10 protein-coding genes and 1 riboswitch are annotated in these 12,914 nt (G+C 63.3%); of the genes, 3 read left to right on the forward strand and 7 right to left on the reverse strand.

Features of this window, described 5'->3' with window-relative positions; genetic code table 11:
- Positions 1-5 precede the first annotated feature (5 nt).
- The 3 genes from ABQJ48_RS05740 to ABQJ48_RS05750 form a co-directional block, all read right to left on the reverse strand.
- The gene (locus ABQJ48_RS05740; RefSeq protein WP_367836613.1) at positions 6-1,016 is read right to left on the reverse strand and encodes an ABC transporter permease subunit; all 1,011 of its coding nucleotides are present in this window, start codon (positions 1,014-1,016) and stop codon (positions 6-8) included.
- Between the two features lie 138 nt (positions 1,017-1,154).
- On the reverse strand, positions 1,155-2,783 hold the full coding sequence (locus ABQJ48_RS05745; RefSeq protein ID WP_367836615.1) for an ABC transporter substrate-binding protein: 1,629 nt from the start codon (positions 2,781-2,783) through the stop codon (positions 1,155-1,157).
- A 194-nt stretch (positions 2,784-2,977) separates the two neighbouring features.
- Entirely contained in the window at positions 2,978-4,621 is a 1,644-nt protein-coding gene (locus ABQJ48_RS05750) for an ABC transporter substrate-binding protein (protein WP_367836617.1), read from the reverse strand.
- A gap of 175 nt (positions 4,622-4,796) precedes the next feature.
- Between ABQJ48_RS05750 and ABQJ48_RS05755 the strand changes: the two genes are divergently transcribed.
- Positions 4,797-5,429 (forward strand): class I SAM-dependent methyltransferase, encoded by a 633-nt coding sequence (locus ABQJ48_RS05755; protein ID WP_367836618.1) that lies wholly within the window; start codon positions 4,797-4,799, stop codon positions 5,427-5,429.
- A gap of 91 nt (positions 5,430-5,520) precedes the next feature.
- Here the strand turns inward: ABQJ48_RS05755 and metF are convergent, their stop codons facing one another.
- From metF to ABQJ48_RS05775, 4 genes are all read right to left on the reverse strand, one after another.
- Complete coding sequence (metF, locus tag ABQJ48_RS05760) at positions 5,521-6,351, reverse strand: methylenetetrahydrofolate reductase [NAD(P)H] (protein WP_367836620.1); 831 nt, start codon at positions 6,349-6,351, stop codon at positions 5,521-5,523.
- 10 nt (positions 6,352-6,361) lie between these two features.
- Positions 6,362-6,715: a phage holin family protein gene (locus tag ABQJ48_RS05765; RefSeq protein WP_367836622.1), complete on the reverse strand. Its 354-nt coding sequence runs from the start codon at positions 6,713-6,715 to the stop codon at positions 6,362-6,364.
- A gap of 139 nt (positions 6,716-6,854) precedes the next feature.
- A complete protein-coding gene (gene ahcY, locus ABQJ48_RS05770) occupies positions 6,855-8,276 on the reverse strand; it encodes an adenosylhomocysteinase (RefSeq protein ID WP_367836623.1) in 1,422 nt (473 codons plus the stop codon).
- A 33-nt stretch (positions 8,277-8,309) separates the two neighbouring features.
- Positions 8,310-8,446: riboswitch (S-adenosyl-L-homocysteine riboswitch) on the reverse strand.
- A 93-nt stretch (positions 8,447-8,539) separates the two neighbouring features.
- Positions 8,540-9,304 (reverse strand): glycosyltransferase family 2 protein, encoded by a 765-nt coding sequence (locus ABQJ48_RS05775; protein WP_367836624.1) that lies wholly within the window; start codon positions 9,302-9,304, stop codon positions 8,540-8,542.
- A gap of 224 nt (positions 9,305-9,528) precedes the next feature.
- On the opposite strand from ABQJ48_RS05775, the gene ABQJ48_RS05780 reads away from it, so the two are divergent.
- The gene (locus ABQJ48_RS05780) at positions 9,529-10,524 is read left to right on the forward strand and encodes a LysR family transcriptional regulator (protein WP_367836626.1); all 996 of its coding nucleotides are present in this window, start codon (positions 9,529-9,531) and stop codon (positions 10,522-10,524) included.
- A 576-nt stretch (positions 10,525-11,100) separates the two neighbouring features.
- Entirely contained in the window at positions 11,101-12,804 is a 1,704-nt protein-coding gene (locus tag ABQJ48_RS05785; protein ID WP_367836627.1) for an isovaleryl-CoA dehydrogenase, read from the forward strand.
- Positions 12,805-12,914: the final 110 nt, after the last annotated feature.

The following is a 12,914-nucleotide window of genomic DNA, read 5'->3' on the forward strand; positions in this document are numbered from 1 at the left end:
TGGTGTTACCTCGTATGGCGGATGCGTGGGTTCAACACGCCGTACAACAGATCGACGACGAGGTTCACGACGATCACCAGCGTGGCGATCATCAGGATACCGCCCTGCACGACCGGATAGTCGCGCCGGCCGATCGCGTCGATCAGCCATTTACCGATGCCCGGCCACGAAAACAGCGTTTCGGTGAGCACCGCGCCCGCGAGCAGCGTGCCGACCTGCAAACCGATCACCGTCACGACCGGGATCAGCGCATTGCGCAACGCGTGCACGACGATCACGCGCCCCGGCGAGAGTCCCTTCGCGCGCGCGGTGCGTATGTAGTCCTCGCGCAACACTTCGAGCATCGACGAACGCGTCATCCGCGCGACGACCGCGAGCGGGATCGTGCCGAGCACGATGGCCGGCAGGATCAGATGGCTCAGCGCCGATCTGAACGCGCCTTCGTCGGTGGACATCAGCGCGTCGATCAGCATGAAGCCGGTCACGTGCGGAATGTCGTACTCGACCGCGATGCGGCCCGACACCGGCGTCCAGCCGAGCTTGACCGAGAACACCATGATGAGGATCAAGCCCCACCAGAAGATCGGCATCGAGTAGCCGGTCAGGGCCGTGCCCATGACGCCGTGATCGACCACCGTGCCGCGCCTGAGCGCGGCGAACACGCCCGCCGGCAGGCCGACGATCAGCGCGAACAGCATCGCGCAGAGCGACAGTTCGACGGTGGCGGGAAAGCGGGCGAGGAATTCGCCCATCACGCTGGTGTTGGTGATGATCGAGGTGCCGAGGTTGCCGTGCAGCGCGCGTCCGATGTAGTGGACGTACTGCATCGGCAGAGGCTCGTCGAGTCCGAGCCGGTGCATCGCGGCTGCGTGCATCGCGGGATCGACGCCGCGCTCGCCCATCATGACTTCGATGGGATCGCCCGGTATCAGGTGGATCAGCGCGAATGCAAGGATCGTGATGCCGATGAAAGTCGGTATCACCATGCCGATGCGGCGCAAAACAAAGCGGAACATGGTTCGTCCCTATGGTCTTGGTGAAGAGAAAACGCAACCGGCGACAAGGGCTCGTGACCCCGGTCGCCGGACCATTTCGACCAGTTTTCTAACCGTGCGAAAAGCGTACTGCGCGAATTGTACGGCTGGCTTGCCGGATTACTTCATGCTCACGCCATCGAAGCGCGCGTAGCCGAGCGGTTCGATGCGCATGTCGACCACCTTCTTGCTGACCGGCTGGTAGACGGTCGAGTGGGCGATCGGCGAGAACGGCAACTGCTGCGCGAAGATCTGCTGCGCTTCTACATAAACCTTGGTGCGCGCGGCCACGTCGGAGGTCACCCGGCCCTTCTGGATCAGGTCGTCGAACGGCTTGTAGCACCATTTCGAGAAGTTGTTGCCGTTGACTGCGTCGCAGCCAAGCAGCGTGCCCAGCCAGTTGTCCGGGTCGCCGTTGTCGCCGGTCCAGCCGATCAGCATCGTGTCGTCCTCGCCAGCGTGCGCGCGCTTGATGTACTCGCCCCACTCGTACGTGACGATCTTCGCCTTAACGCCGATCTTGGCCCAGTCAGCCTGGATCATTTCCGCCATCAGGCGGGCGTTCGGGTTGTACGCGCGCTGCACCGGCATCGCCCACAGCGTCAGCTCGAAGCCGTTCGGATAGCCGGCCTTGGCGAGCAATGCCTTGGCCTTGGCCGAATCGTAAGGTGCCGCTTTCAGATCCTTGTAGAACGACCATTGGGTTGGCGGCATCGGGTTGGTGGCCAGCTCGCCCGCGCCCTGGTACACCGATTCGATGATCGCCTTCTTGTTGATCGCCATGTCGAGCGCCTGCCGCACTTCGACCTTGTCGACCGGCTTGTGCGTCACGTTGTACGCGAGGTAGCCCAGATTGAAGCCGGGTTGCGACGGCATGTCGATGTTCGGATCGGCCTTCAGGGGCGCGATGTCGGCCGGACGCGGATAGCTCATCACCTGGCATTCGTCGCGCTTGATCTTCTGCACGCGCACGCCGGCGTCAGGCGTGATCGAGAAGATCAGCTTCGAGATCTTCACCGCGTTCGGCTTCCAGTATTCGGGATTGCCGTCGAAGCGGATCGTTGCGTCCTTCGTATAGCTGCGGAAGATGAACGGGCCGGTGCCGACCGGGAACTGGTTGATGTCGGCGGCCTTGCCGGCCTTGAGCAGCTTGTCCGCGTACTCGGCCGAGAGGATCGACGCGTATTCCATCGCCAGATTCTGGATGAACGGCGCGTTGACTTCCTTCAGCGTGAACTTGACCGTGTATGGGTCGACCTTTTCGACGCCGGTGATCAGCTTGTCCAGACCCATGTCGGTGAAGTACGGGAACTGCACCGGGTAGGCCTTGCGGAACGGCTGGTTGGTGTCCAGCATGCGCTGGAACGTGAACACGACGTCGTCCGCGTCGAATTCCCGCGTGGGCTTGAAGAAGGGCGTGGTCTGGAATTTGACGCCGTGGCGTAGATGAAACGTATAGGTCTTGCCGTCGGGCGAGACATCCCACTTTTCCGCGAGACCCGGCTCGACCTTGGTGCCGCCGCGTTCGAATTCGACGAGACGGTTATAAACGGTGAACGTGTTGGCCGTGAAGTCGACACCCGTCGTGTATTGAGCCGGATCGAAACCTGCCGGGCTGCCTTCTGAGCAGTAGACGAGGGTCTTGTTCGGAATCTCGGCGCGCGCGCTGTTCGCGCCCGCCAGTGATGCCGCTGCAGCTGCGACGAGCGTCGTAACACGCGCGGCGCGCAACAGATTGTTTTGCTTCATGTTTCCTCCAGGTTCAAGGCTGGCTCCCGCCAGCGTAGCGCGATATTACTTGAGCTTGGCTCGCGGCAACAAGCGGAGGAAATTCCTTCTGCCCACGATCGGAAACGGTTCGGGCATGACGCAGACGCGCTCCCGGCGGGGGTCGGGAGCGCGTCTGCGGCGGTTGGGTCAAGCAAAAGCGCCGCCCGCTGCGCTTATTTCAGACCGACGTTCATGAATTGCGTCGGGCCGAACGGGTCGATCTTGAACCCCGTCACGTTCTTGCTGATCGGCTGATACACCGTGGAATGGGCGATCGGCGTGAACGGCACCTGATCCTTGAAGATTTCCTGAGCTTCCGTATAAGCCTTGGTGCGCTCGGCCATATCGGTGGTGCTGCGGCCTTTTTTGATCAGATCGTCGTAAGGCTTGTAGCACCATTTGGAGAAGTTACTGCCGTTCACCGCGTCGCAGCCCAGCAAGACGCCAAGCCAGTTATCGGGATCGCCGTAATCGCCAGTCCAGCCAATCAGCATCGCTTGATGCTCGCCCGCATGGGCGCGGCGAATGTACTCGCCCCACTCGTAGGTGCCGATGTTCACCTTCACGCCGATTTTCGCCCAGTCGGCCTGCAGCATTTCCGCCATCAGACGCGCGTTCGGGTTATACGGCCGTTGAACCGGCATCGCCCACAGCGACAGTTCGAAGCCGTCCGGATAGCCGGCCTGCTTCAGCAGCGCTTTGGCCTTCTCGACGTCGTATGGCGCGTCTTTCAGGTTCTTGTCGTAGCCCCATTGCGTCGGCGGCATCGGGTTGGTCGCGGCCTGTCCGGCGCCCTGATAGACCGATTCGATGATCGCTTTCTTGTTGATCGACATGTCGAGCGCGCGGCGCACCAGCGCGTTATCGAGCGGCTTCTTCGTGGTGTTGTAGGCGATATAGCCGAGATTGAAACCCACCTCGCTTGGCATAGCGAGCGACGAGTCGGCTTTGACCGCGGCAATGTCAGCGGGCCGCGGATACGACATCACCTGACATTCGCCGCGCTTGAGCTTTTGCAGGCGCACGGCCGGATCGACGGTGATCGCGAAGATCAGCTTGCCGAGCCTCACCACGCCCGGCTTCCAGTAATCGGGGTTGCCGTCGAAGCGGATCGTGTCGTCCTTCGTGTAGCTGCGGAAAATGAACGGGCCGGTCCCGACCGGGTATTGATTGATATCCGACGCCTTACCCGCCTTGAGGAGCTGGTCGCCATATTGGGCCGACAGGATCGATGCGAACGGCATGGCGATTTGCTGCAGGAACGGCGCATCGACTTCCTTGAGCGTGAACCGCACGGTGTATGGATCGACCTTGTCGATCTTCGCGATGTTCTTGGCGAGGCCCAGATCGTTGAAATACGGGAACGGCACCGGGTATGCCTTGCGGAACGGCTGCTCGGGGTCCAGCATCCGCTCGTAAGTGAAGACGACGTCGTCCGCATTGAATTCGCGGGTCGGCTTGAAGAACGACGTGGTCTGGAATTTCACGCCGTGGCGCAGATGGAAGGTATAGGTCAGGCCGTCCGGCGAGACATCCCATTTTTCTGCGAGGCCGGGTTCGATATCGGTGCTGCCGTGCGCGAACTCGATCAAGCGGTTATAGACCGTGTACGAGCCGGCGCTGAACTCGACGCTCGTCGTGTATTGCGCGGAATCGAAGCCCGCCGGACTGCCTTCGGAGCAAAACACGAGGGTTTTGTCGGGCAGCGTGGCAGCCGGTGCCGCAGTCGGCGCCATGCCGCTCGCGGCGACCGCGAGCGCGGCGAGCGCAGGCAGGCAGTACTGGGAAACCGCAAACAGCCTTGTTGTCACTGTCATATCGTCCTCCGCACAGCAGCCGGGTCAGCTGCGCTTCGATCATAGACAGCACAAAAATGGGCTTCAACAGGGACTTACCACGCTATGCGGCGCGATGCCGGGCGTCGGCGGCAAGCTTTTTTGAAATAGCCGGCGCGCCATAATGAGCGATTTAGGCAAATCCTTAACTCGCGCGATGACTTCCTATCAATTCACCAACAACTGGTTCGACACACTGGCCCGAGGGGTGTGGGACGAGTTGATGACGCACCACGCTCCCGCCAGGATAGTCGAAATCGGTTCGTACGAAGGCGCGAGCGCCTGCTATCTGATCGACACGCTGACGCCGCGGCACTCCATCGAGCTGCATTGCATCGACACGTGGGAAGGCGGCGTTGAACATCAGGCAGGCGGCGTCGCGCAGACCGACATGAGCGCGGTCGAACGGCGCTTTCACCACAACATGGCGCTGGCCACAGGCACACATCCTGGACGCGCGCGGCTCAGCGTGCATAAAGGTTACTCGGACGAATGTCTCGCGCGTTTGATCGCCGAGGGCAAGAAGGGATATTTCGACTTCGTCTATGTCGACGGCTCGCACCAGGCCGCAGACGTGCTGGCCGATGCCGTGCTCGGTTTCAAGCTGTTAAAGCGAGGCGGGATCATCGCGTTCGACGACTATCTGTGGGCCGAACAGTTGCCGTCAGGAAAGGACCCGTTGCGATGCCCGAAGCCGGCCATCGACGCGTTCGTCAATCTGAACTTCCGCAAGCTCGAAGTGCTGTCGGCGCCGCTGTATCAGCTCTACGTGCGCAAGTTGTCGGACTAGGCCGCGCGGCTGTTGCAGCCGCGCGGGATTGCATGGCCCGGGCTCGTGTAGCGCTAATTTTCTGTGAGCCCGCGCACTTTATTCAACGCAATCAACGGCCCAGCCGTTCGCAGATCGCCCTTGTCGCGGCGGCGCCGTTCAACGTGTAGAAATGCAAACCCGGCACCTTGGCGTCGACCAGCCGCTGGCACAAGTCCGTCACCACGTCGAGCCCGAACGCGCGAATCGACTCGCGGTCGTCGCCGAAACTCTCCAGCCGGCGCGCGATCCAGCGCGGCACTTCGGCGCCGCACATTTCGGAGAAACGCATCAGTTGCGAGAAGTTCGTGATTGGCATGATGCCTGGCACGATCGGCACCTCGACGCCGAGCTTGCGCGCGTCGTCGACGAAACGAAAGTACGCGTCCGCGTTGAAGAAGTACTGCGTGATCGCGGAATTGGCGCCGGCCTTCACCTTGTTGGCGAAGTTTTGCAGATCGTGACGCGGCGAGCGCGACTGCGGGTGGTATTCCGGATAACCGGCCACCTCGATCCAGAACCAGTCGCCGAACTCGGCGCGGATGAAGCTCACCAGTTCCGACGCATAGCGCAGTTCGCCGACTTCGCCCATGCCGGACGGCAAGTCGCCGCGCAGCGCGACGATGTGGCGAATGCCATGCGCGCGGTACTCGTTGAGGATGGCGCGCAGGCTCTCTTTCGACGAGCCGATGCACGACAGGTGCGGCGCCGCCTCGAGCCCCTCCTTCGCCATCTCGACGACGGTATCGAGCGTGCCCTGTTGCGTCGAGCCGCCGGCGCCGAAGGTGACGGACACGAACTGGGGCTTGAGCAACGCGAGCTGCTTACGGCTGGCGCGCAGCTTGTCGACGCCTTCCTGCGTTTTTGGTGGGAAGAATTCGAATGAAAGTTCGATCGGGTTCATGTTGAGTAGGTCAACCCAAACTGCGGTTGCCGAAAATAAGCGCGGACAGCAGCCACGAGACGATGCTGTACAGAATCGAGCCGAAGAACGCCGACCAGAAGCCCGACACTTCGAAGCCCTTGAGCAGCGACGCGCACAGCCAGAAGCACAGCGCGTTGACCACCAGAATGAAGAGCCCAAGCGTGACGATGGTGACGGGCAACGTCAACAGTATCAGCACCGGGCGCAGGATCGTGTTGATCAGTCCGAGCACCACGGCGACGATCAGCGCGGTGCCGAAGCTGCGGATATGGATCGAAGGAACGATATACGTGATGATCAGAAGCGCGAGCGCATTGATCAGCCAGGTCAATAGCACGGTCATGTACAGCTCCTTTGGCCGGATGTCCGGTAACGGGGAAAGACGCGGCAAAAAGCGCGAGAACAGCGGGCATCGCAAAACGGAGCGGCGCATTGCGCGCCGCTGCGTTTCAGACCGTCATGTGTTCGAAGCGCCCGCGTGCTTAGTAGCGGTAGTGGTTCGGCTTGAACGGACCGTTCTTGTCGACGCCGATGTAGCCGGCCTGCTCGTCCGACAGCACGGTCAGGTTGGCACCGATGCGCGCCAGATGCAGGCGCGCGACCTTCTCGTCCAGATGCTTCGGCAACACGTACACCTTGTTCTCGTACTGATTGCCTTGCGTGAACAATTCGATCTGCGCGAGCGTCTGGTTGGTGAACGAGTTCGACATCACGAACGAGGGGTGGCCCGTCGCGCAGCCCAGGTTCACAAGGCGGCCTTCAGCGAGCAGGATCACGCGCTTGCCGTCGGGGAAAATGATGTGGTCGACTTGCGGCTTGATGTTGTCCCACTGGTACTGACGGGTCGACGCCACGTCGATTTCCGAATCGAAGTGACCGATGTTGCAGACGATCGCGTTGTGACGCATCGCCTTCATGTGGTCGTGGCCGATCACGTGGTAATTGCCGGTTGCCGTCACGAAGATGTCGGCCTTGTCGGCGGCATATTCCATCGTCACGACGCGATAGCCTTCCATCGCGGCCTGCAGCGCGCAGATCGGATCGATTTCGGTGACCCACACGGTTGCGCCCAGACCGCGCAGCGATTGCGCGCAGCCCTTGCCCACGTCGCCATAACCGGCGACCACCGCGATCTTGCCCGCGATCATCACGTCGGTCGCGCGCTTGATGCCGTCCACCAGCGACTCGCGGCAGCCGTAAAGGTTGTCGAACTTCGACTTGGTGACCGAGTCGTTGACGTTGATCGCCGGGAACGGCAGGCGGCCTTCCTTTTCCATCTGGTACAGACGGTGCACACCGGTGGTGGTCTCTTCCGTCACGCCCTGGATGTGCGAAAGGCGCGTGGAGTACCAGTTCGGGTGGGCGTCGAGGTGCTTCGCGATCGACTTGTAAAGCGCAACTTCTTCCTCGTTGGTCGGCTTGGCGATCACCGAACGGTCCTTCTCCGCCTTCGAGCCGAGGATCAGCAGCAACGTGGCGTCGCCGCCGTCGTCGAGGATCATGTTGGCGAATTCGCCGTTCGGCCATTCGAAGATGCGGTGCGAGAACTCCCAGTATTCGTCGAGCGATTCGCCCTTGAACGCGAACACCGGCGTGCCCGCTTTGGCAATCGCGGCGGCCGCGTGATCCTGGGTCGAGAAGATGTTGCACGAAGCCCAGCGGACATCGGCGCCGAGCGCGGTGAGCGTCTCGATCAGCACGCCGGTCTGGATGGTCATGTGCAGCGAACCGGCGATGCGCGCACCCTTCAGCGGCTGCTGCGCCTTGTACTCGTCACGCGTTTGCATGAGGCCGGGCATTTCGGTCTCGGCGATCGTGAGTTCCTTGCGGCCCCAGTCGGCGAGCGACATGTCGGCAACGATGTAATCCTGGGAAGCTTGCGAGTCGATAACTGCGGCGTTCATCACGCCCTCCTTTCTAAGAAATTGACTAGAAATTTGACGTGAGCGCGGTTCGATGCGGTGGACCGGACAGCGCAATGCGCATCCGAGCCTTCCGATTGAAGCCTTCGAGCCTGGCGGGCGGCCGGCGAATATGCTGATTCGCGGTACCCGTCGCAACGCTCCTCGAAGACGAACGGCGATTGTAGCAAATCGAGATGGCTTCGGGGCGCGGGGGCGCGGTGCCGAGTGCCCTGATCTGCGGCCGTGGGCGGCCGCGTCAGGCTTCAGCTGTCGATCACGCTCGCCGCGCGCAATTGCCTGATTTGCGCACGCGCAGTGTCGACGAAGCGTCGGGAGAAGCGAAACGCGTCCGCCACGTCGGCGGGACTGGGGACCTGCAGCCCGAGCGCGACGCGGAAGTACCGCTCGGCGTGGATGCCCGCGTGGTAATGCATGCGCACGCGCTTCACGCCGTCCAGACGCCGGTTGCCGAAAATCTCCCGTAGCGCCCACGAGAATGCGCCGTCTTCTCCGCCCAGGCGTCGAAACGCGTCGTCCATCGGAAAACCGCCGAGCGCCGCGTACACCGAACGGCGGATGATCAGACTGCTCGGCACCGTATTGCTGAGCGTTGCCGCATGCGTGGCGAAGTCCGGGTGAACGGTGAGCTCGGCGGGAAAATCCGTGTACTCGACGTCGAGCCGCACCGACACTTCCGTCGGATTTTGCGTCAGATACGCGCTGGCGGCGGCCAGCGCACCGGGCAGGTATTCGTCGTCGGCGTCGAGGAAGGCGAGCAGTTCCTGCGACGCATGCAGCGCGCCCCAGTTGCGCGCGCGCGCCGCACCGCCGTTGTATGGCATGCGCAGCAGGCCCACGCGCGGGTCGCGGCGGCCGAACTGGGCGACGATGTCGGCGGATGCATCGGTGGAACCGTCGTCGATCACGACGATTTGCGCCGCCTCGGGTTGGATTACGCAGCTTTGCAGCGCACGCGCGAGCGTGGCCGCGCCGTTGAAGCACGGAATGAGGATCGAAATGGGCGTCATGGATCGAAGCGCGCGGCCGAGCGGTGAGAGACCGTCGATGTTATCCGCCTTCTGGCGGTCATCATCTTGAAATCGGGGACGGTGGGACGCCGGGTGCGGGCGGTTAGCAGCGCGACAGACCGGACGGACACCAGCCGCAATTCCGCGCAGGTATCACTGACCCATGAATGAGCTGCCCTACAATCGCGTAGATCATTCCAGTTTGGAATCACGGAGCCGAGATCGTGGAACTACGTGCGCTGCGGTATTTCGTCGAGGTCGTTCGTCAACAGAGCTTCACCGGCGCCGCCGAACGGATGTTCGTCACCCAGCCGACCATCAGCAAGATGGTCAAGTCGCTGGAAGACGAAATCGGCTCGCCGCTACTGCTGCGCGACGGGCGTCAGATGGTGTTGACGGACGTCGGCCGCATCGTCTTCCAGCGCGGCCAGGAGGTGCTGGCCGCGCACGCGCAATTGCAGGCCGAACTGAGCGACCTGGACACGCTCGGCCGCGGCGAGCTGACCATCGGCATTCCGCCGATGGGCGGCTCGCTATTCACGCCCGCCATCGCCGCGTTCCGCCAGCGCTTTCCGAAGATCGAGCTGAAGCTGTTCGAGCAGGGTTCACGCGCAATCGAAACCGCGCTGATCAACGGTGAGCTCGAACTGGGCGGGGTTTTACAACCCGTCGACCCCGACACTATCGACGTACTGCCCATCACGCGCCAACTGCTATGGCTCGTCGCGCGCAGCGGTTCGCGTTGGGATCATCTGCACGAGGTGCCGCTCGGCCAGCTCGCCAAAGAACCGTTCGTGTTCTACGGCGAGAGCCTCGCGCTCAACGATGTGGTGTTGAACGCGTGCCGCTCGGCTGGCTTTGCGCCGACTATCGTCGGGCGCAGCGGGCATTGGGATTTCATGGCGGCGCTGGTGCTGGCCGGCGTCGGCATCGCGCTGCTGCCGGCGCCATATTGCCGGCGGCTCGACCCTGTGCAATTCACCTGTCTGCCGGTGGTGGATCCGGAAATTCCGTGGGAAATGGCGATCGGCTGGCGGCGCAATGGTTATCTGTCGCATGCCGCCCGTGCGTGGCTCCAGGTCGCGCGCGACACGTTGCCCGGCCAGGCCGGTGACGATTTCATGCTGGGGCCGGGAATTGGCATCTCTGCGAGCGCTGCGGGCGGGACGGAGCCAACCGCGCCGTCGGCGGCGTCAACCAAGCCACCACTGCCCGGGTAACGATGCCTTCGCGCATAGATCGTGGCGTTCACCGCCCGCGGCCTGTCGAAGCCGCGCCTGCGCGTGAAGCTGAAACCCTTGGGCTGGCGAGCCCGGCTCCGGTGTCATCCGGGGGCCGGAATCGGTGCTGGGCCTGTTCCCGCGGAAGCCGCGCCCGCGCGGCTGCTACCGTTGGCGGCTGGCGAGCCCGCTTCGCGAGACGGCTCGCGAGCGCACCGCCGCCCGAACTCGCACGGACGATGATGTAGTCTTATTCAATGCAGCTGCGGCCGGTGCGCCGCGTTGCTCGCGAAGCCCGTCTCGTGCACACTGGTCTACGTGGGTTCGTCCGGGACTGCAGGCCAACTGGCGGTGCCGCGGCGGCTTCATGCGAGAGCGCCTGCTCTAAACACAGCGCGGCAGCGACCCAATCGTGCAGGACAAGCGACTGGCCGCCCGCCGGCCGTGCGCGGCAAGCCATCAGCGCGCGGGGCGGGTCATCCTCATCGCGCGCGGCGCCGCAGGCGGCGCTCAGAGAGCACCTCGCACCAGCCCGTCGATCAGCGCCGGCAAGCCCCTGGTGAACGGAGACAGCAAATGGAACGGCATCATTTCGGCCAGACCCACGAGGTGACCAATCAGGTCCCGCCGCTGACGGACTACAACCTGTTTGCCAGCGACACCGCATTGTCCGCCGCTCTCGAACGCAACGGCGCCAGCTGGCATCGCGACGGGTTGCTGCGGCACGGCGCGGCGCTCACCACACCCGAGACGCTCGCGCTCGCCGAACTCGCCAACCGTCACACGCCCGAGCTGTTCACGCATAGTCCGCGAGGCGAGCGCATCGACGCGCTGGAATTTCATCCCGCGTGGCATTCGCTGCTCTCCTTATTGCGCCGCGAGGGGCTGCACGCGCTGCCGTTTTCCGATCCGCAACGCGGCGCGATGGTCGCCCGTTGCGCCGGTTATTTTCTGCACGCGCAAATCGAATCCGGCTCGCTGTGTCCGCTGACGATGACCTTCGCCAGCATTCCCGTGCTGCAGCGCGAGCCCGCGCTATTCGATACCCTGCGCGACAAGCTGTATGCCCGCGAGCACGATCCGCGCGACGTGCCGCTGCCGCAAAAGCGCTCGGCGATGATCGGCATGGGCATGACCGAAAAGCAAGGCGGCTCGGACGTGCGCAGCAATCAGACCCATGCGCACGCGCTCGCCGCCGGTGGCCGCGACGGCGCGTATCGGCTGGTCGGTCACAAGTGGTTTTTCTCGGCGCCGCAATGCGATGCCCACCTCGTGCTCGCGCGCACCGACGCTCATGCGAGCCTGTCGTGCTTTTACGTGCCGCGCTTCGCACCCGACGGCAGCAAGAACGCCGTGCAGATCCAGCGTCTGAAAGACAAGCTCGGCAACCGCTCGAATGCGAGCAGCGAAGTGGAGTTCCTCGACGCGTTCGGCATCATGATCGGCGACGAAGGGCGCGGCGTGCCGACCATCATCGAAATGGCGAGCTATACGCGGCTCGATTGCGTGATCGGCAGCGCGGGGTTGATGCGCGCCGCGCTGGTACAGGCGATCCATCATGCGCGTCATCGCAGCGCGTTCGGGCGGCAGTTGGCCGATCAGCCGCTGATGCGCAACGTGCTAGCCGATCTGGCGTTGGAATCGGAAGCCGCGACGGTGCTGTTCATGCGCCTCGCGCGCGCTTTCGAGGAAGCTGCCGATGTGTCGTCCGCCTCGCCCACCTCTTCTGCCGCTTTCGTCGAACGCGCGTGGCGGCGCATCGTCACGCCGGCGGCGAAGTACTGGGTCTGCAAGCGAACGCTGGAGTTCACCGGCGAGGCGATGGAGGTATGGGGCGGCAACGGTTACGTCGAAACGGGTCCGATGGCGCGCTTCTACCGCGAAGCACCGGTCAATTCGATCTGGGAAGGCTCCGGCAACGTGATGTGCCTCGACGTGCTGCGCGCGATGGAGCGCGAGCCGGAAGCGGCGCAAGCATTGTTTGCGGCGTGGCAATCGGAGGCGCACGCGCATCCAGCGCTGAATGCCGCGCTCGGAAAGCTGGGCGCGACGCTCAACGGACCGGCCGAAGAGCGCGAAGCGTCGGCGCGGCGCATTGCGCAGCAGATCGTATTGATCGCGCAGGCCACGCTGCTTGTCAGGCACGCGCCTGCCGCCGTCGCCGATGCGTTCATCGCCACGCGTCTGGCCGACGGTTGCGGCGAAAGCGGTCGCGTGTACGGCACGCTGCCCGCTGCGTTCGATCACGCGGCGATCATCGAGCGGGCGTTTCCCGCGTGAAGTTCAGGCAAAGGCCAACGCCAACGCGGCAGCCATCGCGCCAACGGTAGCCGTGCGATCCGACGCTTACCGCTAGCTATCGGGACTGGACATCGCTGAGAAACGATCAG

Source organism: Paraburkholderia suaedae (assembly GCF_040812055.1).
Taxonomy (GTDB): domain Bacteria; phylum Pseudomonadota; class Gammaproteobacteria; order Burkholderiales; family Burkholderiaceae; genus Paraburkholderia.